The 23,363-nt window shown below is 44.1% G+C and carries 35 protein-coding genes and 1 pseudogene; all 36 read left to right on the top strand.

Features of this window, described 5'->3' with window-relative positions:
* Nucleotides 1-39 precede the first annotated feature (39 nt).
* The 36 genes and pseudogenes from rpoC to rpsK all read left to right on the top strand — a co-directional run bounded on the left by rpoC (nt 40) and on the right by rpsK (nt 23,256).
* Complete coding sequence (gene rpoC, locus BAMF_RS20905; RefSeq protein ID WP_013350809.1) at nt 40-3,639, top strand: DNA-directed RNA polymerase subunit beta'; 3,600 nt, start codon at nt 40-42, stop codon at nt 3,637-3,639.
* A gap of 167 nt (nt 3,640-3,806) precedes the next feature.
* On the top strand, nt 3,807-4,055 hold the full coding sequence (locus tag BAMF_RS20910; protein WP_013350810.1) for a 50S ribosomal protein L7ae-like protein: 249 nt from the start codon (nt 3,807-3,809) through the stop codon (nt 4,053-4,055).
* 115 nt (nt 4,056-4,170) lie between these two features.
* A complete protein-coding gene (rpsL, locus tag BAMF_RS20915) occupies nt 4,171-4,587 on the top strand; it encodes a 30S ribosomal protein S12 (RefSeq protein ID WP_003156445.1) in 417 nt (138 codons plus the stop codon).
* 39 nt (nt 4,588-4,626) lie between these two features.
* The gene (gene rpsG / locus BAMF_RS20920) at nt 4,627-5,097 is read left to right on the top strand and encodes a 30S ribosomal protein S7 (RefSeq protein WP_003156447.1); all 471 of its coding nucleotides are present in this window, start codon (nt 4,627-4,629) and stop codon (nt 5,095-5,097) included.
* 52 nt (nt 5,098-5,149) lie between these two features.
* Nucleotides 5,150-7,228, top strand: a complete 2,079-nt coding sequence (gene fusA / locus BAMF_RS20925; protein ID WP_007410399.1) for an elongation factor G — start codon at nt 5,150-5,152, stop codon at nt 7,226-7,228.
* Between the two features lie 119 nt (nt 7,229-7,347).
* Nucleotides 7,348-8,538: an elongation factor Tu gene (gene tuf / locus BAMF_RS20930; RefSeq protein ID WP_003156451.1), complete on the top strand. Its 1,191-nt coding sequence runs from the start codon at nt 7,348-7,350 to the stop codon at nt 8,536-8,538.
* Between the two features lie 103 nt (nt 8,539-8,641).
* Nucleotides 8,642-9,604: an alpha/beta fold hydrolase gene (locus BAMF_RS20935; protein ID WP_013350811.1), complete on the top strand. Its 963-nt coding sequence runs from the start codon at nt 8,642-8,644 to the stop codon at nt 9,602-9,604.
* A 248-nt stretch (nt 9,605-9,852) separates the two neighbouring features.
* On the top strand, nt 9,853-10,161 hold the full coding sequence (gene rpsJ, locus BAMF_RS20940; protein ID WP_003156464.1) for a 30S ribosomal protein S10: 309 nt from the start codon (nt 9,853-9,855) through the stop codon (nt 10,159-10,161).
* A 39-nt stretch (nt 10,162-10,200) separates the two neighbouring features.
* Nucleotides 10,201-10,830 carry a 50S ribosomal protein L3 gene (gene rplC, locus BAMF_RS20945; protein ID WP_003156465.1) on the top strand — a complete coding sequence of 210 codons (630 nt, stop codon included), beginning with the start codon at nt 10,201-10,203 and terminating at the stop codon, nt 10,828-10,830.
* A gap of 27 nt (nt 10,831-10,857) precedes the next feature.
* Nucleotides 10,858-11,481: a 50S ribosomal protein L4 gene (rplD, locus tag BAMF_RS20950; RefSeq protein WP_007615239.1), complete on the top strand. Its 624-nt coding sequence runs from the start codon at nt 10,858-10,860 to the stop codon at nt 11,479-11,481.
* A complete protein-coding gene (gene rplW / locus BAMF_RS20955; protein ID WP_003156467.1) occupies nt 11,481-11,768 on the top strand; it encodes a 50S ribosomal protein L23 in 288 nt (95 codons plus the stop codon). The genes rplD and rplW overlap by 1 nt, the downstream gene beginning before the upstream one ends.
* Before the next feature lie 31 nt (nt 11,769-11,799).
* Nucleotides 11,800-12,633, top strand: a complete 834-nt coding sequence (rplB, locus tag BAMF_RS20960) for a 50S ribosomal protein L2 (RefSeq protein ID WP_003156470.1) — start codon at nt 11,800-11,802, stop codon at nt 12,631-12,633.
* A 57-nt stretch (nt 12,634-12,690) separates the two neighbouring features.
* Entirely contained in the window at nt 12,691-12,969 is a 279-nt protein-coding gene (gene rpsS, locus BAMF_RS20965; protein ID WP_003156472.1) for a 30S ribosomal protein S19, read from the top strand.
* A 16-nt stretch (nt 12,970-12,985) separates the two neighbouring features.
* A complete protein-coding gene (gene rplV / locus BAMF_RS20970; protein ID WP_003156475.1) occupies nt 12,986-13,327 on the top strand; it encodes a 50S ribosomal protein L22 in 342 nt (113 codons plus the stop codon).
* 3 nt (nt 13,328-13,330) lie between these two features.
* A complete protein-coding gene (gene rpsC, locus BAMF_RS20975) occupies nt 13,331-13,987 on the top strand; it encodes a 30S ribosomal protein S3 (protein ID WP_003156476.1) in 657 nt (218 codons plus the stop codon).
* 1 nt (nt 13,988) lies between these two features.
* Complete coding sequence (rplP, locus tag BAMF_RS20980; protein WP_003156478.1) at nt 13,989-14,423, top strand: 50S ribosomal protein L16; 435 nt, start codon at nt 13,989-13,991, stop codon at nt 14,421-14,423.
* Nucleotides 14,413-14,613 carry a 50S ribosomal protein L29 gene (gene rpmC, locus BAMF_RS20985; RefSeq protein ID WP_003156482.1) on the top strand — a complete coding sequence of 67 codons (201 nt, stop codon included), beginning with the start codon at nt 14,413-14,415 and terminating at the stop codon, nt 14,611-14,613. Before rplP ends, rpmC begins: the two co-directional genes overlap by 11 nt.
* Nucleotides 14,614-14,635: 22 nt before the next feature.
* Nucleotides 14,636-14,899: a 30S ribosomal protein S17 gene (gene rpsQ, locus BAMF_RS20990; protein WP_013350812.1), complete on the top strand. Its 264-nt coding sequence runs from the start codon at nt 14,636-14,638 to the stop codon at nt 14,897-14,899.
* A 41-nt stretch (nt 14,900-14,940) separates the two neighbouring features.
* Nucleotides 14,941-15,309, top strand: coding sequence for a 50S ribosomal protein L14 (rplN, locus tag BAMF_RS20995; protein WP_003156485.1), 369 nt, complete (start codon nt 14,941-14,943; stop codon nt 15,307-15,309).
* A 36-nt stretch (nt 15,310-15,345) separates the two neighbouring features.
* Nucleotides 15,346-15,657 (top strand): 50S ribosomal protein L24, encoded by a 312-nt coding sequence (rplX, locus tag BAMF_RS21000; protein ID WP_013350813.1) that lies wholly within the window; start codon nt 15,346-15,348, stop codon nt 15,655-15,657.
* 26 nt (nt 15,658-15,683) lie between these two features.
* Nucleotides 15,684-16,223, top strand: a complete 540-nt coding sequence (gene rplE / locus BAMF_RS21005) for a 50S ribosomal protein L5 (RefSeq protein WP_013350814.1) — start codon at nt 15,684-15,686, stop codon at nt 16,221-16,223.
* Nucleotides 16,224-16,245: 22 nt separating this feature from the next.
* Nucleotides 16,246-16,431 (top strand): 30S ribosomal protein S14, encoded by a 186-nt coding sequence (rpsN, locus tag BAMF_RS40490; RefSeq protein WP_003156488.1) that lies wholly within the window; start codon nt 16,246-16,248, stop codon nt 16,429-16,431.
* Nucleotides 16,432-16,462: 31 nt separating this feature from the next.
* The gene (gene rpsH, locus BAMF_RS21010; RefSeq protein WP_003156489.1) at nt 16,463-16,861 is read left to right on the top strand and encodes a 30S ribosomal protein S8; all 399 of its coding nucleotides are present in this window, start codon (nt 16,463-16,465) and stop codon (nt 16,859-16,861) included.
* Nucleotides 16,862-16,892: 31 nt separating this feature from the next.
* Entirely contained in the window at nt 16,893-17,432 is a 540-nt protein-coding gene (gene rplF, locus BAMF_RS21015; RefSeq protein ID WP_013350815.1) for a 50S ribosomal protein L6, read from the top strand.
* A gap of 33 nt (nt 17,433-17,465) precedes the next feature.
* Nucleotides 17,466-17,828 (top strand): 50S ribosomal protein L18, encoded by a 363-nt coding sequence (rplR, locus tag BAMF_RS21020; RefSeq protein ID WP_013350816.1) that lies wholly within the window; start codon nt 17,466-17,468, stop codon nt 17,826-17,828.
* Between the two features lie 24 nt (nt 17,829-17,852).
* Nucleotides 17,853-18,353, top strand: a complete 501-nt coding sequence (rpsE, locus tag BAMF_RS21025; RefSeq protein ID WP_003156493.1) for a 30S ribosomal protein S5 — start codon at nt 17,853-17,855, stop codon at nt 18,351-18,353.
* Between the two features lie 13 nt (nt 18,354-18,366).
* Nucleotides 18,367-18,546, top strand: a complete 180-nt coding sequence (rpmD, locus tag BAMF_RS21030; RefSeq protein WP_003156497.1) for a 50S ribosomal protein L30 — start codon at nt 18,367-18,369, stop codon at nt 18,544-18,546.
* A gap of 30 nt (nt 18,547-18,576) precedes the next feature.
* Nucleotides 18,577-19,017 carry a 50S ribosomal protein L15 gene (gene rplO / locus BAMF_RS21035; protein ID WP_003156499.1) on the top strand — a complete coding sequence of 147 codons (441 nt, stop codon included), beginning with the start codon at nt 18,577-18,579 and terminating at the stop codon, nt 19,015-19,017.
* Between the two features lies 1 nt (nt 19,018).
* Nucleotides 19,019-20,314 carry a preprotein translocase subunit SecY gene (gene secY, locus BAMF_RS21040; protein WP_013350817.1) on the top strand — a complete coding sequence of 432 codons (1,296 nt, stop codon included), beginning with the start codon at nt 19,019-19,021 and terminating at the stop codon, nt 20,312-20,314.
* 51 nt (nt 20,315-20,365) lie between these two features.
* Entirely contained in the window at nt 20,366-21,019 is a 654-nt protein-coding gene (locus BAMF_RS21045) for an adenylate kinase (RefSeq protein ID WP_013350818.1), read from the top strand.
* Entirely contained in the window at nt 21,016-21,762 is a 747-nt protein-coding gene (gene map / locus BAMF_RS21050; RefSeq protein WP_013350819.1) for a type I methionyl aminopeptidase, read from the top strand. The genes BAMF_RS21045 and map overlap by 4 nt, the downstream gene beginning before the upstream one ends.
* A gap of 64 nt (nt 21,763-21,826) precedes the next feature.
* Nucleotides 21,827-22,109 (top strand): annotated as a pseudogene (locus BAMF_RS41695) (KOW domain-containing RNA-binding protein).
* Entirely contained in the window at nt 22,087-22,305 is a 219-nt protein-coding gene (gene infA, locus BAMF_RS21055; RefSeq protein WP_003156508.1) for a translation initiation factor IF-1, read from the top strand. Before BAMF_RS41695 ends, infA begins: the two are co-directional and overlap by 23 nt.
* Nucleotides 22,306-22,338: 33 nt before the next feature.
* Nucleotides 22,339-22,452, top strand: coding sequence for a 50S ribosomal protein L36 (gene rpmJ / locus BAMF_RS21060; RefSeq protein ID WP_003156543.1), 114 nt, complete (start codon nt 22,339-22,341; stop codon nt 22,450-22,452).
* Nucleotides 22,453-22,474: 22 nt separating this feature from the next.
* On the top strand, nt 22,475-22,840 hold the full coding sequence (rpsM, locus tag BAMF_RS21065) for a 30S ribosomal protein S13 (protein ID WP_003156545.1): 366 nt from the start codon (nt 22,475-22,477) through the stop codon (nt 22,838-22,840).
* A 20-nt stretch (nt 22,841-22,860) separates the two neighbouring features.
* On the top strand, nt 22,861-23,256 hold the full coding sequence (gene rpsK / locus BAMF_RS21070; RefSeq protein ID WP_003156547.1) for a 30S ribosomal protein S11: 396 nt from the start codon (nt 22,861-22,863) through the stop codon (nt 23,254-23,256).
* The last annotated feature ends 107 nt before the right edge of the window (nt 23,257-23,363 follow it).

Consider the following 23,363-nt stretch of genomic DNA (forward strand, 5'->3'; position numbering starts at 1 on the left):
ACATCGGTTAATCCGAAGATAAAAAGGGAGGTAGGCCCCTTGCTAGATGTGAACAATTTTGAGTATATGAACATCGGTCTTGCTTCACCGGATAAAATCCGTTCATGGTCTTTTGGTGAAGTGAAAAAGCCTGAAACGATAAACTATCGTACGTTGAAACCTGAAAAGGACGGCCTGTTCTGCGAACGCATTTTCGGACCGACTAAGGACTGGGAATGTCATTGCGGCAAGTACAAGCGGGTTCGTTATAAAGGCGTAGTTTGTGACCGTTGCGGAGTTGAAGTAACGCGGGCTAAAGTCCGTCGTGAGAGAATGGGGCATATTGAACTGGCTGCCCCGGTTTCTCACATTTGGTATTTCAAAGGTATTCCGAGCCGTATGGGTCTTGTATTGGATATGTCACCGCGTGCGCTGGAAGAAGTCATTTACTTTGCTTCTTACGTCGTAACTGACCCGGCCAATACACCGCTCGAAAAGAAACAGCTTTTATCTGAAAAGGAATACCGTGCGTATCTGGATAAGTACGGAAACAAATTCCAAGCCTCTATGGGTGCGGAAGCCATTAATAAACTTCTGCAGGACATCGACCTCGTCAAAGAAGTTGATATGTTAAAAGAAGAGCTGAAAACCTCTCAAGGACAGCGCCGTACGCGTGCGATCAAACGCCTTGAAGTGCTTGAAGCCTTCCGTAATTCAGGAAACAAGCCGTCTTGGATGATCCTCGATGTGCTTCCGGTTATTCCGCCTGAGTTAAGACCGATGGTTCAGCTTGACGGCGGACGTTTCGCAACGTCTGACCTGAACGACCTTTACCGTCGTGTCATCAACCGTAACAACCGTTTAAAACGTCTGTTAGACCTCGGTGCTCCTAGCATCATCGTTCAGAACGAAAAACGTATGCTTCAGGAAGCAGTCGATGCTCTGATTGACAACGGACGCCGCGGCCGTCCGGTTACCGGACCGGGTAACCGTCCGCTCAAATCTCTTTCTCATATGCTGAAAGGGAAACAAGGGCGTTTCCGTCAGAACCTTCTCGGTAAACGTGTAGACTACTCAGGACGTTCCGTTATCGTCGTAGGTCCGCACCTGAAAATGTATCAGTGCGGATTGCCGAAGGAAATGGCGCTTGAGCTCTTCAAGCCATTCGTTATGAAAGAGCTTGTTGAAAAAGGTCTTGCTCACAATATCAAGAGCGCAAAACGCAAAATCGAACGCGTGCAGCCTGAAGTATGGGATGTACTTGAATCTGTCATTAAGGAGCATCCGGTCTTACTGAACCGTGCCCCTACGCTTCACAGATTAGGTATCCAGGCTTTCGAACCTACGCTTGTTGAAGGACGCGCCATCCGTCTTCACCCGTTAGTATGTACAGCTTATAACGCTGACTTTGACGGTGACCAAATGGCGGTTCACGTACCTTTATCAGCTGAGGCTCAAGCTGAGGCGCGCATTCTGATGCTTGCGGCTCAAAACATCTTGAACCCTAAAGATGGTAAACCGGTTGTTACGCCGTCTCAGGATATGGTATTAGGAAACTACTACCTGACGCTTGAGCGCGCCGGAGCAGTCGGCGAAGGCATGGTCTTCAAAAATACGGACGAAGCGCTTCTTGCTTATCAAAACGGATATGTTCACCTTCATACGAGAGTAGCCGTTGCGGCGAACTCCCTGAAGAATGTGACATTTACGGATGAGCAACGTTCAAAACTGTTAATTACAACAGTCGGTAAGCTGGTCTTCAATGAAATTCTTCCTGAGTCATTCCCTTACATGAATGAGCCGTCGAAGAGCAACATTGAAGAGAAAACACCTGACCGTTTCTTCTTAGATAAAGGTGCTGACGTAAAAGCTGTGATTGCAGAGCAGCCGATCAACGCACCGTTTAAAAAAGGTATTCTGGGTAAAATCATCGCGGAAATCTTTAAACGATTCCATATCACGGAAACGTCTAAAATGCTTGACCGCATGAAAAACCTCGGTTTCAGATATTCAACGAAAGCCGGCATCACAGTAGGGGTTTCTGATATCGTCGTTCTCGATGATAAGCAGGAAATTCTTGAAGAAGCACAGAGCAAAGTTGATAATATCATGAAACAGTTCAGACGCGGTTTAATCACTGAAGAAGAACGTTATGAAAGAGTTATTTCAATTTGGAGTTCAGCGAAGGACGTTATCCAAGGCAAACTGATGAAATCATTAGACGAAGTCAACCCGATTTACATGATGAGTGATTCAGGAGCCCGTGGTAACGCATCTAACTTTACGCAGCTTGCGGGTATGCGGGGTCTGATGGCCAACCCGGCTGGACGAATCATTGAATTGCCGATCAAATCAAGTTTCCGTGAAGGTCTGACAGTATTGGAGTACTTTATCTCCACTCACGGTGCGCGTAAAGGTCTTGCCGATACCGCCCTGAAAACAGCTGACTCAGGTTACCTGACACGCCGTCTTGTTGATGTTGCGCAGGATGTTATCATTCGTGAAACAGATTGCGGAACTGACCGCGGTATTCTTGCAAAACCGCTTAAAGAAGGTACGGAAATCATCGAGCGTCTGGAAGAGCGTCTGATCGGACGTTTCGCCAGAAAACAGATCAAACATCCTGAAACGGGTGCTGTGCTCATTAACGAAAACGAATTGATCGATGAAGATAAAGCGCTGGAAATCGTTGAAGCAGGAATCGAAGAAGTGTGGATCCGTTCTGCGTTTACATGTAACACTCCTCATGGTGTATGTAAACGATGCTACGGACGAAACCTTGCAACCGGAACCGACGTTGAAGTCGGCGAAGCAGTAGGCATTATCGCCGCCCAATCTATCGGTGAGCCTGGAACACAGTTAACAATGCGTACGTTCCACACAGGCGGGGTTGCCGGAGACGATATCACACAAGGTCTTCCGCGTATCCAAGAGCTTTTCGAAGCGCATAATCCGAAAGGTCAAGCGACGATTTCTGAAATTGACGGTACAATTGCCGAAATCAATGAAGTCCGCGACAAACAGCAGGAAATTGTTGTTCAGGGCGCTGTTGAGACACGTTCATACACGGCACCTTACAACTCACGCCTGAAAGTGGCTGAGGGTGATCAGATTACCCGCGGCCAAGTCCTGACAGAAGGTTCTATCGATCCGAAAGAACTTCTTAAAGTCACTGACCTGACAACGGTTCAGGAATATCTTCTGCATGAGGTTCAGAAGGTTTACCGTATGCAGGGGGTTGAAATCGGCGATAAACACGTAGAAGTAATGGTTCGCCAGATGCTTCGCAAAGTCCGTGTGATCGATGCCGGAGATACTGATGTTCTTCCTGGCACATTGCTTGATATTCACCAATTCACAGAAGCGAACAAAAAAGTGCTGCTTGAAGGCAATCGACCTGCTACAGGCCGTCCTGTCCTTCTCGGTATCACGAAAGCTTCACTTGAGACAGATTCATTCTTGTCTGCCGCATCATTCCAAGAAACAACACGCGTTCTTACAGATGCTGCGATTAAAGGCAAGCGTGATGAACTTCTCGGCCTGAAAGAGAATGTTATCATCGGTAAACTGGTTCCGGCCGGTACCGGTATGATGAATTACAGAAAAGTAAAACCTGTTTCAAACGTTCAGCCTGCGGAAGATATGGTTCCGGCTGAATAACATAAACTGCTGCGGGAAGGCTGTTTCGACAGCCTTTCCTCAGTATTACATTTATTCTTGCGGCGGACTGCACTAAAAAATGTCATACGATGTTGACATCCGTCCCGCAGAGTGATAATATAACCAAGGTGCTCGAAATAAAACCTGTTACTTTGGAGGATATGTTTATGTCTTATGATAAAGTATCACAGGCCAAATCAATTATTATTGGTACGAAGCAAACAGTGAAAGCTCTGAAACGAGGTTCAGTGAAGGAAGTCGTCGTGGCAAAAGACGCGGATTCAGTTCTTACGGCTGGCGTTATCCAGCTTGCAAAGAACCAAAACATCGCTGTCTGTATGGTGGATTCCATGAAAAAGCTCGGCAAAGCCTGCGGAATTGAAGTGGGAGCAGCAGCTGTTGCCATTATGTTATAGCGTACTTTTTGTTTTTATATAAGATTTCAATCTTGTGTAAAGACATTGTTTTTTGCCTAATGATGAACCACCTGGGTATGTGGGTTATAAAACGTAATGAAGGGAGGAACACAACATGCCTACAATTAATCAGCTAATTCGCAAGGGACGCGTGAGCAAAGTTGAAAACTCTAAGTCACCTGCACTAAACAAAGGATACAACAGCTTTAAAAAAGAGCACACTAACGTATCTTCTCCACAAAAACGCGGGGTATGTACTCGTGTGGGTACAATGACACCGAAAAAACCGAACTCAGCACTTCGTAAATATGCTCGTGTTCGTTTGACTAACGGAATCGAGGTTACTGCCTACATTCCTGGTATCGGTCACAACCTGCAAGAGCACAGCGTTGTACTGATCCGCGGCGGACGTGTAAAAGACTTACCGGGGGTACGCTACCACATCGTTCGTGGTGCGCTTGATACTGCCGGAGTTGAAAACCGTGCGCAAGGCCGTTCTAAATACGGTACTAAACGCCCTAAAGCAAAGTAATCAAATAAATCATTAAAACTATGAAGGGAGGATATTCAGATGCCACGTAAAGGTCCTGTAGCAAAAAGAGACGTTTTACCTGATCCGCTTTACAACTCTAAGCTTGTATCCCGCCTGATCAACAAAATGATGATCGACGGTAAAAAAGGTAAATCTCAAACAATCCTATACAAGTCATTCGATATCATTAAAGAACGCACTGGCAATGATGCAATGGAGGTTTTCGAACAAGCATTGAAAAACATCATGCCTGTACTTGAAGTAAAAGCACGCCGTGTAGGTGGAGCTAACTACCAAGTGCCTGTAGAAGTTCGTCCTGAACGCCGTACAACTCTTGGTCTTCGCTGGTTGGTTAACTATGCGCGTCTTCGCGGAGAAAAAACAATGGAAGAGCGCCTGGCTAACGAAATTCTTGATGCAGCTAACAACACTGGTGCTGCCGTTAAGAAACGTGAAGACACTCACAAGATGGCAGAAGCGAACAAAGCATTCGCTCACTACCGCTGGTAGGATTTATATAATCAAAACTACAATTCCCTAATAAGGAAGGAGAAATTACCCAATGGCAAGAGAGTTCTCCTTAGAAAAAACTCGTAATATCGGGATCATGGCTCACATCGATGCCGGTAAAACGACTACTACAGAACGGATCTTGTTCTACACAGGCCGTATCCACAAAATTGGCGAAACTCACGAAGGTGCTTCGCAAATGGACTGGATGGAGCAGGAGCAAGAACGCGGAATCACAATCACTTCTGCAGCAACAACTGCACAGTGGAAAGGTTACCGTGTAAACATCATCGATACACCGGGACACGTAGACTTCACAGTTGAAGTTGAACGTTCACTTCGTGTACTTGATGGTGCGGTTGCCGTACTTGATGCTCAATCAGGTGTTGAGCCTCAAACAGAAACAGTATGGCGTCAAGCAACAACTTACGGAGTACCGCGTGTCGTATTTGTCAACAAAATGGACAAAATCGGCGCAGACTTCCTTTACTCTGTAGGCACTCTGAGAGACCGTCTTCAAGCTAACGCTCACGCAATTCAATTGCCGATCGGTGCTGAAGACAACTTCGAAGGTATCATCGACTTAGTAGAAAACGTTGCGTATTTCTATGAAGATGACCTTGGAACTCGTTCAGATGCAAAAGAAATCCCTGAAGAGTACAAAGAGCAAGCTGAAGAGCTTCGCAGCAGCCTGATTGAAGCTGTAGCTGAGCTTGATGAAGAGCTTATGGAAAAGTACCTTGAGGGTGAAGAAATCACTATTCCTGAACTGAAAGCTGCTATCCGTAAAGGTACACTGAATGTTGAATTCTACCCTGTACTTGTTGGATCTGCTTTCAAAAACAAAGGTGTTCAGCTTGTACTTGATGCTGTTCTTGACTACCTTCCTGCGCCAACTGATGTTGCTGCAATCAAAGGTGTACGTCCTGACACAGATGAAGAGATCGTTCGTCATTCTTCTGATGAAGAGCCATTCTCTGCACTTGCATTTAAAGTTATGACTGACCCTTATGTCGGTAAGCTGACATTCTTCCGCGTATATTCCGGTACACTTGATTCCGGTTCATATGTAAAGAACTCTACAAAAGGCAAGCGTGAGCGCGTAGGACGTATCCTTCAAATGCACGCTAACAGCCGTGAAGAGATCTCTACTGTTTACGCTGGAGACATCGCAGCTGCTGTAGGTCTAAAAGATACTTCTACTGGAGATACTCTATGTGATGAGAAGGATCTTGTAATCCTTGAATCAATGGAATTCCCAGAGCCTGTTATCGACGTAGCGATTGAGCCTAAATCAAAAGCTGACCAAGATAAAATGGGTATCGCTTTAGCGAAACTTGCTGAAGAAGATCCTACATTCCGTACACAAACAAACCCTGAAACGGGTCAAACAATCATCTCTGGTATGGGTGAGCTTCACCTTGATATCATTGTTGATCGTATGAAGCGTGAGTTCAAAGTTGAAGCTAACGTTGGTGCTCCTCAAGTTGCGTACCGTGAGACATTCCGTACCGGTGCAAAAGTTGAAGGTAAATTCGTACGTCAATCAGGCGGACGCGGTCAGTTCGGTCACGTTTGGATCGAATTTGAACCGAACGAAGAAGGCGCTGGCTTTGAATTCGAAAACGCAATCGTCGGTGGTGTTGTTCCTCGTGAATACATCCCAGCCGTACAAGCAGGTCTTGAAGACTCTCTTGAAAATGGTGTCCTAGCCGGATTCCCGCTAATCGACATCAAGGCGAAACTTTTTGATGGATCTTACCATGATGTTGACTCAAACGAAATGGCGTTTAAAGTCGCTGCTTCTATGGCATTGAAAAATGCAGTCAGCAAATGTAACCCAGTTCTTCTTGAACCAATCATGAAAGTTGAAGTTGTTATTCCTGAAGAATACATGGGAGACATCATGGGTGATGTTACTTCTCGTCGCGGACGCGTAGAAGGTATGGAAGCTCGCGGTAACGCTCAAGTTGTGCGTGCGATGGTACCTCTTGCTGAAATGTTCGGTTACGCTACTGCCCTTCGTTCTAACACGCAAGGACGCGGTACGTTCACAATGTTCATGGATCACTACGAAGAAGTGCCGAAGAGCATCGCTGAAGAAATTATCAAAAAAAATAAAGGCGAATAATTGATTTTGCCACTTAACTCAAGTATAACTACTATTGTAAGATGAGGAAGTGAGAGCTTGCTTTCACTTTCTATCACTCTATACATTACTAATTAAAAGCTCTTAAGGAGGATTTTAGAATGGCTAAAGAAAAATTCGACCGTTCCAAATCACATGCCAATATCGGTACAATTGGACACGTTGACCATGGTAAAACAACATTAACTGCTGCTATCTCAACAGTACTTCATAAGAAATCTGGTAAAGGTACAGCTATGGCGTACGATCAAATTGATGGTGCTCCAGAAGAACGTGAGCGCGGTATCACAATCTCTACTGCACACGTTGAGTACGAAACTGACACTCGTCACTATGCACACGTTGACTGCCCAGGACACGCTGACTATGTTAAAAACATGATCACTGGTGCTGCGCAAATGGACGGAGCTATCCTTGTAGTATCTGCTGCTGATGGCCCAATGCCACAAACTCGTGAGCACATCCTTCTTTCTAAAAACGTTGGTGTACCATACATCGTAGTATTCCTTAACAAATGCGACATGGTAGACGACGAAGAGCTTCTTGAGCTTGTTGAAATGGAAGTTCGCGATCTTCTTAGCGAATACGACTTCCCTGGTGATGATGTACCAGTTGTTAAGGGTTCTGCTCTTAAAGCTCTTGAAGGCGACGCTGAGTACGAAGAAAAAATTCTTGAACTTATGGCTGCAGTTGACGAGTACATCCCAACTCCAGAACGCGACACTGAAAAACCATTCATGATGCCAGTTGAGGACGTATTCTCAATCACTGGTCGTGGTACAGTTGCTACTGGCCGTGTAGAACGCGGACAAGTTAAAGTCGGTGACGAAGTTGAAATCATCGGTCTTCAAGAAGAAAACAGCAAAACAACTGTTACAGGTGTTGAAATGTTCCGTAAGCTTCTTGACTATGCTGAAGCTGGAGACAACATCGGTGCACTTCTTCGCGGTGTAGCTCGTGAAGACATCCAACGTGGTCAAGTACTTGCTAAACCAGGTACAATCACTCCACACAGCAAATTCAAAGCTGAAGTTTACGTTCTTTCTAAAGAAGAGGGTGGACGTCATACTCCATTCTTCTCTAACTACCGTCCTCAGTTCTACTTCCGTACAACTGACGTAACTGGTATCATCAATCTTCCAGAAGGCGTAGAAATGGTTATGCCTGGAGATAACACTGAAATGATCGTTGAACTTATCTCTACAATCGCTATCGAAGAAGGAACTCGTTTCTCTATTCGTGAAGGCGGACGTACAGTTGGTTCAGGCGTTGTTTCTACAATCACTGAGTAATCGACTCGTTCATTAATACGGGGTCCCATGCGGGGCCTCGTTTTTTTGTTTCCCGGCTGATTCAATGTATAATAGAAGTTATACAAAATTTAGGAGCAGAGCGATGATTGATAACTTCAAGACAAAACGGATTTCAATGCTTCAGCAACTGCTGATTAACGACAGTGAACAGACCATTATGATTAATGGTGATGACAAGAGCAATCCGCTGCTTTTGTTTTTGCACGGCGGGCCCGGCACGCCTCAAATCGGCTATGCGAGAAAGTACCAGAGCGAGCTGGAAAAGCATTTCACTGTTGTGAACTGGGATCAGAGAGGGGCGGGACTTTCATATTCAAATGAAATTCCGGGCTCGTCTATGACTTTGGATCAGCTGACAGCTGACACCATTCATTTGACCGAACGCTTATGCAAGCAATTCAACAGGCAAAAAATATATATCGCCGGCTATTCGTGGGGATCAGTGTTGGCGCTTCATGTTCTTCAAGAGAGACCTGATTTGTATGATGGGTATATCGGTATCAGTCAGGTTGTAAATATCCAAAAGGAAGAAACGGAAGCCTACCGGCTGCTGACGGATTGGAGCGAGGAGCGCAAACACCGCCTGCTACAAAAGACGCTGCGCTTTATCGGTGCACCTCCATGGAACAGCCAGCTTCAGCGCTCATTGTTTCTGCTTTGTATCGAGATGAAGGGAGGAGGCTTTACCCATAATCCGATCGGCGCCCTTAAAGCAGGCGGACGAATGCTGTTTGGTGAACCGTACGGTGTGAGAGGGAGCTTCTTAGCCGCGCGGGGACAGATGTTCAGCCTGAAACATTTGTGGGAAGATCTCATTTTCTTTGATGCCGGGCAATCAGTTTCTTCTATTGAAATACCGTGCTGTTTTATGTCAGGAAGATTCGATTTGACGGTGCCGGGAACGATATCTTACGAATATTATCAGAAGGTTGAAGCTCCCTATAAAGAATGGCACTGGTTTGAAAACTCAGCCCATTCGCCTCACTTGGAAGAGCCGGATCGCTTTGCTGAAGTTGTCAGCCGATTCGCATCTTTCCATCTCTGAAAGAAAACAGGCATATCCTTGATTAATCATGGCATCACCTGTATAATAATCAAAGTGTGAAAACCACAAGGTTCTTTAAATAAACCTTGCAACATGCGTCTATTTTCTGTATAATAGTGTATGTTGGTCTTTGACTGCGATGAAGTGAGAGGTTGCTGACACACCCGGCCGCTTTGCCATGGCAAGGTGATCAGGTTTTTCTCACGGAGAACTGTCTAACGTGATGTAGGCGAAAAGGAGGGAAAATAATGGCAAAACAAAAAATTCGTATTCGTTTAAAAGCATATGATCATAGAATCCTTGATCAATCTGCAGAGAAGATTGTTGAAACGGCAAAACGTTCTGGTGCCAGCGTATCTGGTCCGATCCCGTTGCCAACTGAAAAATCAGTTTACACAATCCTTCGTGCGGTGCACAAATACAAAGATTCTCGTGAGCAATTTGAAATGCGTACACATAAACGTTTAATCGATATTGTGAACCCAACACCACAAACTGTTGATGCTCTCATGCGATTAGACTTACCATCTGGTGTCGATATCGAAATCAAACTTTAATTCTAAAATATAGAATGATCTTAATAGGAGGTGTGACGAATGACCAAAGGAATCTTAGGAAGAAAAATTGGTATGACGCAAGTATTCGCAGAAAACGGTGATCTTATCCCGGTAACTGTTATTGAAGCAGCTCCAAACGTTGTTCTTCAAAAGAAAACAGCTGAAAATGATGGCTATGAAGCGATCCAGCTTGGTTTTGACGATAAGCGTGAAAAGCTTTCAAACAAACCGGAAAAAGGACACGTTGCAAAAGCGGAAACTGCTCCTAAGCGCTTCGTTAAAGAATTACGCGGCGTGGATATGGATGCGTATGAAATTGGTCAGGAAGTCAAGGTTGAAATTTTCTCTGCAGGAGAAATCGTAGATGTAACAGGAGTATCTAAAGGTAAAGGTTTCCAAGGTGCAATCAAGCGCCACGGACAATCTCGCGGACCTATGTCTCACGGTTCACGCTACCACCGTCGTCCTGGTTCAATGGGACCTGTAGATCCTAACCGTGTATTCAAAGGTAAACTATTACCTGGACGCATGGGCGGAGATCAAATCACTGTCCAAAACCTTGAAGTCGTAAAAGTTGATGCTGAGCGCAATCTTCTTCTGATTAAAGGTAACGTACCTGGTGCGAGAAAAGCTTTAATCACTGTAAAAAGTGCTGTTAAATCTAAATAAGTCTCTTAGGAAAGGAGGAAATTGATCATGCCAAAAGTAGCATTATACAACCAAAACGGTTCTACTGCTGGTGATATCGAATTAAACGCTTCTGTATTTGGAATTGAGCCAAATGAGAGCGTAGTATTCGACGCTATTCTTATGCAAAGAGCTTCCTTACGTCAAGGATCTCACAAAGTAAAAAATCGTTCTGAAGTACGCGGCGGAGGTCGCAAACCATGGCGTCAAAAAGGTACAGGTCGTGCCCGTCAAGGTTCAATCCGTTCACCGCAATGGCGCGGAGGTGGTGTCGTATTCGGCCCAACACCACGCAGCTATTCTTACAAATTACCTAAAAAAGTTCGCCGCTTGGCAATCAAATCAGTATTGTCTTCTAAAGTGAACGACAACAACATTATTGTTCTTGAAGATCTTACTCTTGATACGGTTAAAACAAAAGAAATGGCAGCTATCCTTAAAGGATTATCTGTTGAGAAAAAAGCTTTAATCGTAACTGCGGATGCAAACGAAGCAGTATCTCTTTCTGCACGCAACATCCCTGGAGTTACAGTTGTTCAAGCTAACGGAATCAACGTGTTAGACGTTGTCAACCACGAGAAGCTTCTGATTACAAAAGCTGCGGTTGAAAAAGTAGAGGAGGTGCTTGCATAATGAAAGATCCTCGTGATGTTCTTAAGCGCCCCGTCATTACTGAACGTTCTGCTGATTTAATGACTGAAAAGAAATATACTTTTGAAGTTGATGTAAGAGCTAATAAAACAGAAGTGAAAGATGCAGTTGAAAGTATCTTTGGAGTGAAAGTTGACAAAGTCAACATCATGAACTACAAAGGGAAATCAAAACGTGTCGGCCGCTATACTGGTATGACTAGCCGTCGCAGAAAAGCGATCGTAAAACTTACTGCAGACAGCAAAGAAATCGAAATTTTTGAAGCTTAATTATCTGTAAAAAGAAGGAGGGAAATTCAAAATGGCGATTAAAAAGTATAAACCGACCTCTAACGGACGTCGTGGCATGACAACTTCAGATTTTGCTGAAATCACGACTGACCAGCCGGAAAAATCCTTGCTTGCGCCCCTTCACAAGAAAGGCGGACGTAACAACCAAGGTAAATTGACTGTACGTCACCAAGGTGGCGGACACAAACGCCAATACCGTGTTATCGACTTCAAACGCGATAAAGATGGTATACCTGGACGCGTTGCTACAGTTGAATACGATCCAAACCGTTCAGCTAACATCGCGCTAATCAACTATGTAGACGGAGAAAAACGTTACATTCTTGCACCAAAAGGAATTCAAGTAGGTACTGAAATCATGTCCGGCCCTGAAGCTGACATCAAAGTAGGTAACGCACTTCCGCTTATCAACATCCCTGTTGGTACAGTTGTGCATAACATTGAATTAAAACCTGGTAAAGGCGGACAGCTTGTACGTTCAGCTGGTACATCTGCTCAGGTTCTTGGTAAAGAAGGCAAATACGTTCTTGTACGTCTTAACTCTGGTGAAGTTCGCATGATCCTTTCTGCTTGCCGCGCTTCTATCGGTCAAGTAGGTAACGAGCAGCACGAACTTATCAACGTTGGTAAAGCAGGACGCTCTCGCTGGAAAGGCATCCGCCCTACAGTTCGTGGTTCTGTAATGAACCCTAACGATCACCCGCACGGTGGTGGTGAAGGTCGCGCGCCAATCGGACGTAAATCACCAATGTCTCCATGGGGCAAACCGACTCTTGGATTCAAAACACGTAAGAAAAAGAACAAATCTGATAAATTTATCGTACGTCGTCGTAAAAATAAATAACGGGGTTGTCTACGGTTCTTTTCGGACCGTAGTGCAATCACGAAGGGAGGTTCCAAAATGGCTCGCAGCTTGAAAAAAGGACCATTTGTCGATGGACACTTGATGACAAAAATCGAGAAATTAAATGAAACGGACAAGAAACAAGTTGTAAAAACTTGGTCTCGCCGTTCAACTATTTTCCCACAATTTATCGGTCACACAATCGCAGTCTATGACGGACGTAAACACGTGCCTGTATTCATTTCTGAAGACATGGTAGGCCACAAGTTGGGCGAATTCGCACCGACTCGTACTTACAAAGGCCACGCCAGTGACGATAAAAAAACAAGACGCTAAGAGAGGAGGCTTTTAAATGCAAGCTAAAGCTGTTGCAAGAACAGTCCGTATTGCTCCTCGTAAAGCACGTCTAGTAATGGACCTGATTCGAGGTAAGCAAGTAGGCGAAGCAGTATCTATCTTGAACCTAACTCCGAGAGCTGCTTCTCCAATCATCGAAAAAGTTTTAAAATCTGCTATCGCAAATGCTGAGCACAACTACGAGATGGACGCTAACAATCTGGTTATTTCTCAGGCATTTGTTGACGAAGGCCCAACGTTAAAAAGATTCCGCCCGCGTGCTATGGGACGTGCGAGCCAAATCAACAAACGTACGAGCCACATTACAATCGTTGTATCAGAAAAGAAGGAGGGATAAGTAGTGGGTCAAAAGGTAAATCCAGTCGGTCTTCGTATCGGAGTCATTCGTGATTGGGAATCTAAGTGGTACGCTGGTAAAGATTACGCTGACTTCCTGCACGAAGATTTAAAAATTCGTGAATTCATTAGCAAACGCCTTTCTGACGCTTCTGTTTCTAAAGTAGAAATCGAGCGCGCAGCAAACCGCGTTAACATTACGATCCACACTGCTAAGCCTGGTATGGTAATCGGTAAAGGCGGTTCTGAAGTTGAAGCACTTCGTAAAGCCCTTAACAGCCTTACTGGCAAGCGTGTACACATTAACATTCTTGAAATCAAAAGAGCAGATCTTGATGCTCAGCTTGTAGCTGATAACATCGCTCGTCAACTAGAAAACCGTATTTCTTTCCGCCGTGCGCAGAAACAACAAATCCAACGCACTATGCGTGCTGGAGCACAAGGTGTGAAAACAATGGTTTCCGGCCGTCTTGGCGGAGCTGACATCGCTCGTTCTGAATACTACAGTGAAGGAACTGTTCCATTGCACACTTTACGTGCTGACATCGACTATGCAACATCTGAAGCTGACACAACTTACGGTAAGCTTGGTGTAAAAGTCTGGATCTATCGTGGAGAGGTTCTTCCTACTAAGAAGAAAACTGAGGAAGGAGGAAAATAATATGTTATTACCAAAACGCGTTAAATATCGCAGAGAGCATCGCGGAAAAATGCGCGGTCGCGCTAAAGGCGGTACTGAAGTACATTTTGGTGAGTACGGTATCCAGGCTCTTGAAGCTTCTTGGATCACAAACCGCCAAATCGAAGCTGCACGTATTGCGATGACTCGTTACATGAAACGTGGCGGTAAAGTTTGGATTAAAATTTTCCCTTCAAAACCTTACACTGCTAAACCGCTTGAGGTACGGATGGGTTCCGGTAAAGGGGCTCCTGAAGGCTGGGTAGCTGTTGTAAAACCGGGCAAAGTTTTATTTGAAATTTCTGGTGTGTCTGAAGAGGTAGCTCGTGAAGCGCTTCGTCTTGCATCTCACAAATTGCCAATTAAAACGAAGTTCGTAAAACGTGAAGAAATTGGTGGTGAATCAAATGAAAGCTAATGAAATTCGTGACCTTACCACTGCTGAAATTGAACAAAAAGTAAAGTCTCTTAAAGAAGAACTTTTCAATCTTCGCTTTCAATTAGCGACAGGACAACTTGAAAATACTGCTCGCATTCGTGAAGTGCGCAAAGCTATCGCGCGCATGAAAACTGTGATTCGTGAAAGAGAAATTGCTGCTAACAAATAATCACTGAGGGGAGGTCGTGAGCATGAGCGAACGTAACCAGCGCAAAGTTTACCAAGGCCGTGTTGTTTCTGACAAAATGGATAAAACCATCACTGTTGTTGTTGAAACATACAAAAAGGATCCTATCTACGGTAAGCGCGTAAAATACTCAAAGAAATTAAAAGCACATGATGAGAATAACCAAGCTAAAATCGGAGACATCGTAAAGGTCATGGAAACTCGTCCATTATCTGCAACTAAGCGTTTTCGTCTAGTTGAAGTTGTCGAAGAAGCTGTTATTATCTAATAAAGTTCGGAATTCTTTTTTCCGAAGGGAGGTAACAAATAATGATTCAACAAGAGACTCGTTTAAAAGTTGCTGACAACTCCGGTGCGCGTGAGGTACTTACTATTAAAGTTCTTGGCGGTTCTGGACGTAAAACGGCTAACATTGGTGATGTAATTGTTTGCACGGTTAAACAAGCAACACCAGGAGGCGTTGTCAAAAAAGGTGAAGTCGTAAGAGCTGTTATCGTTCGTACAAAAAGCGGAGCACGCAGATCTGACGGATCATACATCAGCTTCGATGAGAATGCATGTGTTATCATCCGTGACGACAAGAGCCCGCGTGGAACTCGTATCTTCGGACCGGTTGCTCGTGAATTACGTGAAAACAACTTCATGAAAATTGTTTCTCTGGCTCCAGAAGTTATCTAATGAAATAAATGCCTTACTCAAGGAGGTGCGATCAGGATGCATGTGAAAAAAGGCGATAAAGTAATGGTTATCTCTGGTAAAGATAAAGGCAAACAAGGTACGATCCTTGCTGCTTTCCCTAAAAAGGACCGCGTTCTAGTTGAGGGCGTAAACATGGTGAAGAAACACTCTAAACCGACTCAAGCAAACCCTCAAGGCGGTATTTCTAATCAAGAGGCGCCAATTCATGTATCAAACGTTATGCCGCTCGATCCTAAAACAGGTGAAGTGACTCGCGTAGGATACAAAGTGGAAGATGGCAAAAAAGTTCGTATTGCTAAAAAATCTGGGCAAGTTTTAGATAAATAGTATTTAAAGGAAGGGAGGTCTATCTCATGAACCGCCTTAAAGAAAAGTACAATAAAGAAATTTCACCTGCTTTAATGACGAAGTTCAACTACGACTCTGTTATGCAGGTGCCGAAAATCGAAAAAATCGTAATCAACATGGGTGTTGGTGATGCTGTTCAAAACGCGAAAGCAATCGACAGTGCTGTTGAAGAATTAACGTTTATCGCAGGTCAAAAACCTGTCGTTACTCGTGCGAAGAAATCAATTGCTGGATTCCGTCTTCGTGAGGGAATGCCTATCGGTGCGAAAGTAACTCTTCGCGGAGAGCGCATGTATGATTTCCTTGATAAACTTATTTCTGTATCTTTACCGCGTGTACGTGACTTCCGCGGGATTTCTAAGAAATCTTTCGACGGTCGAGGAAACTACACTCTCGGTATCAAAGAACAGTTAATCTTCCCTGAAATTGACTACGATAAAGTAACAAAGGTTCGCGGAATGGACATCGTTATCGTAACGACTGCTAACTCTGACGAAGAGGCTCGTGAGCTATTAACTCTAGTAGGTATGCCGTTCCAGAAATAATCAATGAAAGGGAGGCGAAATCGTGGCTAAAAAGTCAATGATTGCGAAACAACAACGTACACCAAAGTTTAAAGTGCAAGAGTACACTCGCTGTGAACGCTGCGGACGTCCGCACTCAGTCATTCGTAAATTTAAACTTTGCCGTATTTGTTTCCGTGAGCTTGCATATAAAGGACAAATTCCTGGCGTGAAAAAAGCCAGCTGGTAATCCCCAAGAAAGGGAAGGAGGTAATTATATAATGGTTATGACAGATCCAATTGCAGATATGCTGACTCGTATTCGTAATGCAAACATGGTACGTCATGAGAAGCTTGAAATTCCTGCTTCTAAATTGAAAAGAGAAATTGCTGACATTTTAAAGCGTGAAGGTTTCATTCGTGACGTTGAGTTCGTAGAAGACAGCAAACAAGGTATCATCCGCGTTTTCTTGAAATACGGACAAAACAACGAGCGCGTTATCACTGGTCTTAAAAGAATCAGCAAACCAGGTTTGCGTGTATACGCTAAATCAAATGAAGTACCTCGCGTACTTAACGGTCTTGGAATCGCGATTATTTCTACATCACAAGGTGTTTTAACGGACAAAGAAGCCCGTGCAAAACAAGCTGGTGGAGAAGTTCTAGCATACGTTTGGTAAGAAGTTTAACAAAGAATGGAGGTGTTTTAGTATGTCTCGTGTAGGTAAGAAACTGCTTGAGATCCCTTCTGAAGTTACAGTAACGCTGAACGAAGGCAACACTGTAGCTGTGAAAGGAGCAAAAGGAGAATTAACTCGTACTTTCCATCCTGATATGGAAATCAAAATTGAGGACAACGTGCTTACAGTCACTCGTCCTTCTGATCATAAAGAGCACCGTGCGTTGCATGGTACGACTCGCAGTCTGCTTGGAAACATGGTTGAAGGCGTATCTAAAGGATTTGAAAGAGGTTTGGAATTAGTCGGTGTCGGTTACCGTGCGTCTAAATCCGGAAACAAACTTGTTTTAAACGTTGGATACTCTCACCCTGTTGAAATCGTTCCTGAAGAGGGCATCGAAATTGAAGTTCCTTCTCAAACAAAAGTAGTTGTAAAAGGTACAGACAAAGAGCGTGTAGGAGCTATCGCTGCTAACATCCGCGCTGTACGTTCTCCAGAGCCTTACAAAGGTAAAGGAATTCGCTACGAAGGTGAAGTTGTTCGCCGTAAAGAAGGTAAATCTGCTAAGTAAGACCGCTTAAAGTGAAGAAAGGAGTGACCTAGGATGATTACGAAAACTAGCAAAAATGCTGCTCGTCAAAAAAGACATGCTCGTGTTCGTGCTAAACTTTCAGGCACAGCTGAAAGACCTCGTCTGAATGTGTTCCGTTCAAACAAACACATTTATGCTCAAATCATCGATGATGTAAATGGCGTTACACTTGTTAGTGCCTCTACTCTCGACAAAGATTTGAACGTGGAAAGCACTGGTGACAGCGCTGCTGCTGCTAAAGTCGGTGAACTCGTTGCGAAACGCGCTTCTGAGAAAGGTGTTTCTGACGTAGTATTTGACCGCGGCGGATACTTATACCATGGACGTGTAAAAGCTCTGGCCGATGCAGCTCGTGAAGCCGGACTGAAATTTTAATAAAAAAAGGAGGGACACATGATTATGCGTCGTATTGACCCAAGCAAATTAGAGTTAGAAGAACGCTTAGTTACGGTTAACCGCGTAGCGAAAGTTGTTAAAGGTGGTCGTCGTTTCCGTTTCGCAGCTCTAGTCGTTGTCGGTGACAAAAACGGTCACGTAGGTTTCGGTACTGGTAAAGCACAAGAAGTACCTGAAGCAATCCGCAAAGCTGTTGAAGATGCGAAAAAGAATTTGATTGAAGTACCAATGGTTGGAACTACGATTCCACACGAAATCATCGGACGTTTCGGTGCAGGCAATATCTTGTTGAAACCTGCTTCTGAAGGTACTGGAGTTATCGCTGGAGGCCCTGTACGTGCGGTACTTGAGCTTGCTGGCGTTGCTGATATCCTTTCTAAGTCTTTAGGTTCTAACACACCGATCAACATGATCCGTGCAACACTTCAAGGTTTAAGTGAGCTTAAACGTGCCGAAGAGGTTGCGAAGCTTCGTGGAAAATCTGTAGAAGAACTGTTAGGATAAGGAGGGAACATTAATGGCTAAATTAGAAATTACCCTCAAACGCAGTGTAATCGGTCGCCCGGAAGATCAGCGCGTTACTGTAAGAACACTTGGTTTAAAGAAAACGAACCAAACTGTCGTTCATGAAGATAACGCTGCGATCCGCGGTATGATTAATAAAGTATCTCATCTAGTTTCTGTTAAAGAACAATAAAAATAAACTATAGGCTAAGGAGGTGTCCTAATGAAACTTCATGAATTAAAGCCTTCAGAAGGTTCACGCAAAGTGCGCAATCGCGTAGGTCGTGGTATTGGTTCTGGTAACGGTAAAACAGCTGGTAAAGGTCACAAAGGTCAAAACGCTCGTTCTGGCGGCGGTGTACGCCCTGGATTCGAGGGGGGACAAATGCCTTTATTCCAACGTCTTCCTAAACGCGGTTTTACAAACATCAACCGTAAGGAATACGCGATTGTGAATGTAGACAAATTGAACGGTTTTGCGGAAGGAACGGAAGTCACTCCTGAACTTCTTCTTGAGACTGGTGTTATTAGCAAACTTAATGCAGGAGTAAAGATTCTTGGCAACGGTAAATTAGAGAAAAAATTAACTGTAAAAGCCAATAAATTCTCTGCTTCTGCGAAAGAAGCTGTTGAAGCTGCTGGCGGTACAGCTGAGGTGATCTAACTTGTTTAAGACAATCTCCAACTTTATGCGTGTGAGTGATATTCGGAATAAAATCATTTTTACATTACTCATGCTTATCGTCTTTCGCATAGGTGCGTTTATCCCTGTGCCATATGTTAATGCTCAGGCGTTACAGACACAAAGTTCGATGGGGGTTTTTGATCTCCTTAATACATTTGGCGGCGGTGCGCTTTATCAGTTCTCTATCTTCGCGATGGGAATTACGCCTTACATCACCGCTTCGATCATCATTCAGCTGCTTCAGATGGATGTTGTTCCGAAGTTTACTGAGTGGTCTAAGCAAGGTGAAGTCGGCCGCCGTAAATTAGCTCAGTTCACGAGATATTTTACGATTGTGCTTGGTTTTATCCAGGCGTTAGGTATGTCATACGGGTTTAACAACCTGGCAAACGGTATGCTGATTGAAAAATCCGGCATATCGACATATCTGATTATTGCTTTAGTACTCACTGGAGGAACTGCTTTTTTAATGTGGCTGGGAGAACAAATTACTTCCAATGGAGTAGGTAACGGAATTTCGATCATCATCTTCGCGGGGATTGTGGCTAGTATTCCGAAAACTGTTGGGCAGATTTATGAGACTCAATTTGTCGGCAGCAGCGATCAGCTGTTTATTCATATTGTAAAAATCGCCTTACTGGTGATTGCGATTTTAGCCGTTATTGTTGGTGTTATTTTCATTCAGCAGGCCGTACGCAAAATCGCGATTCAATATGCAAAAGGGCAAGGTCGTTCACCTGTTGGCGGAGGCCAGTCAACTCACCTTCCGCTTAAAGTGAATCCTGCAGGGGTTATTCCGGTAATCTTTGCTGTTGCGTTTCTTATTACGCCGCGTACGATCGCGTCATTTTTCGGAACAAACGATGTGACAAAGTGGATTCAAGCCAACTTTGACAATACACATCCGGTGGGCATGACGGTTTATGTCGCATTAATTATCGCCTTTACGTACTTCTATGCTTTTGTGCAGGTAAACCCTGAACAAATGGCTGATAACCTTAAAAAACAGGGTGGCTATATCCCGGGGGTTCGTCCAGGGAAAATGACTCAAGATAGAATTACGAGCATTTTGTATCGACTTACGTTTGTGGGTTCTATATTCTTAGCCGTGATTTCCATTCTTCCTATCTTTTTCATTCAATTCGCTGGATTGCCTCAAAGTGCACAGATTGGCGGAACATCTTTGTTAATTGTCGTCGGGGTAGCCTTGGAGACAATGAAGCAGCTGGAGAGCCAGTTAGTGAAACGTAATTACCGAGGATTTATGAAAAATTAGAGGACTGGTTTTAACCATTCCTCTAAATAAGAGAGGACGGGGGAAATCCGAATGAACTTAGTCTTAATGGGACTTCCTGGAGCCGGTAAAGGCACACAGGGAGAACGAATTGTTGAGGATTATGGGATACCTCATATCTCAACGGGAGATATGTTCCGTGTTGCTATGAAAGAAGAAACACCACTTGGACTCGAAGCAAAGTCTTATATTGATAAAGGCGAGCTCGTACCGGACGAAGTCACAATCGGCATTGTCAAAGAAAGACTCGGCAAAGATGATTGTGAAAGAGGTTTTCTTCTGGACGGATTTCCGCGAACAGTCGCTCAGGCTGAAGCTCTTGAAGACATTCTTGAGGAATACGGCAAGCCGATTGATTATGTCATTAACATTAAAGTAGACAAAGACTCTTTAATGGAACGTTTGACTGGACGCAGAATTTGCAGTGTTTGCGGCACAACCTATCATTTGGTTTTCAATCCGCCGAAAACGCCGGGTGTTTGTGATAAAGACGGAGGAGACCTTTATCAACGGGCAGATGATAATGAGGAAACCGTCTCAAAACGGCTTGAGGTCAACATGAAGCAGACTCAGCCTTTACTCGATTTTTATTCCGAGAAAGGATATCTTGTCAACGTCAATGGCCAGCAGGACATTAATGACGTGTACAAAGATGTGAAGGAGCTTCTTGGAGGATTGAGCAAATGATTATCTGTAAGACCCCTCGTGAGCTTAGCATCATGCGGGAAGCAGGGCGAATCGTGGCTTTGACTCATGAAGAGTTGAAAAAGCACATTAAACCAGGAATCTCGACAAAAGAATTGGATCAAATTGCCGAACGTTTTATTGAGAAGCAGGGTGCAATCCCATCTTTTAAGGGGTATAATGGGTTTCGCGGGAGCATCTGTGTATCAGTTAATGAAGAACTCGTTCACGGAATTCCCGGCAAAAGGGTTTTGCGCGACGGTGACATTATCAGCATTGATATCGGTGCTAAATTAAATGGTTATCATGGTGACTCTGCTTGGACATATCCGGTAGGAAACATCAGTGATGATGATAAACGACTGCTGGAAGTGACAGAGGAGTCTTTATATAAAGGCTTGAAGGAAGCAAAACCAGGTGAACGTTTGTCGAATATTTCCCACGCAATACAAACGTATGTCGAAAATGAGCAGTTTTCAGTTGTTAGGGAGTATGTCGGACATGGTGTTGGTCAAGACTTGCATGAGGATCCGCAAATTCCTCATTACGGTCCGCCAAACAAAGGACCTAGGCTGAAGCCTGGTATGGTTCTCGCTATAGAACCGATGGTTAACGCTGGCAGCCGGTATGTGAAAACATTGACTGATAACTGGACGGTTGTAACGGTAGATGGGAAAAAGTGTGCTCATTTTGAACATACGATTGCGATTACGGAAACGGGTTTTGATATACTGACAAAAGTCTAGATGATGAAATGAATTCCATGACACATGTTTTTCATTCCGCACCTGGGCAGATTGTAGAAGTACAATTGGTCGGAGGAAAAACCGGCTAGCTGCTGTCATCGGAATGAAGATTCTTCATCATGTACTAAAGCAGACGGAGAAAAGCGTACATTTCATTCTCCTTAGAAAAAGAATATCAATCATTTACCCTTTATGATTGCGTATCTCCGGAAGTTCAGAACAGTATAAACGAAACAGGGCGTGTGACAAACGGATAACTGAGATTTTCTCTTTTGAAATTTGTCAGAGAGCAAGTTACTGATTTGAAGAAGGGAGAACACTTGAATGGCGAAAGACGATGTAATTGAAGTGGAAGGTACGATAGTCGAAACACTGCCAAACGCGATGTTCAAAGTTGAACTCGAGAATGGCCATACGGTTTTGGCTCACGTATCTGGTAAAATCCGCATGCACTTCATTCGCATTTTACCTGGAGACAAAGTTACGGTAGAATTATCTCCATATGACTTAACTCGTGGCAGGATTACGTACCGTTACAAATAAAGCACTCCGGAAACTGAAGGAGGTTGGAAACACATGAAAGTGAGACCATCAGTTAAACCAATCTGCGAGAAATGTAAAGTTATCCGCAGAAAAGGAAAAGTAATGGTGATCTGTGAAAATCCAAAGCATAAACAAAAACAAGGATAATTAATAAGGAGGTGCCCAGAGAATGGCTCGTATTGCTGGTGTAGATATCCCACGTGACAAACGTGTTGTTATTTCTTTAACATATGTCTTCGGAATTGGCCGCACAACGGCTCAGCAAGTCTTGAAAGAGGCTGGTGTTTCTGAAGATACTCGTGTGCGTGATCTTACTGAAGAAGAACTTGGTAAAATCCGTGATGTTATTGACAAACTGAAAGTAGAAGGTGACCTTCGCCGTGAAGTTTCTCTTAACATCAAGCGTCTGATCGAAATCGGAAGCTACCGCGGAATCCGCCATCGCAGAGGTTTGCCTGTTCGCGGACAAAACTCTAAAAACAATGCGCGTACTCGTAAAGGTCCGCGTCGTACTGTAGCTAACAAGAAAAAATAAGTAAGGGAGGTACCTAAACAATGGCTGCTGCTCGTAAACAAAACACGCGTAAACGTCGCGTGAAAAAGAATATTGAGTCAGGAATCGCTCATATTCGTTCAACTTTCAACAACACGATCGTTACGATCACTGATACTCATGGTAATGCTATTTCTTGGTCAAGTGCCGGAGCTCTAGGATTCAGAGGTTCTCGTAAATCTACTCCTTTTGCTGCGCAAATGGCTGCTGAAACAGCTGCTAAAGGTTCAATCGAACACGGACTTAAAACTCTTGAAGTAACTGTTAAAGGACCAGGTTCTGGCCGTGAAGCTGCAATCCGTGCTTTACAAGCTGCCGGACTTGAAGTTACAGCTATCAGAGACGTAACTCCTGTTCCTCATAATGGATGCCGTCCACCAAAACGTCGCCGCGTGTAATTTGTTTGTATAGATTTGTGTCCCTGTCAATAATGGGTTATGATACAGTTATTTATGAAACTAATGCACCGACTCGTTGCCTGAGCACATACGGGACTAAACAATGG

This window comes from Bacillus amyloliquefaciens DSM 7 = ATCC 23350 (assembly GCF_000196735.1).
Taxonomy (GTDB): Bacteria; Bacillota; Bacilli; order Bacillales; family Bacillaceae; genus Bacillus; species Bacillus amyloliquefaciens.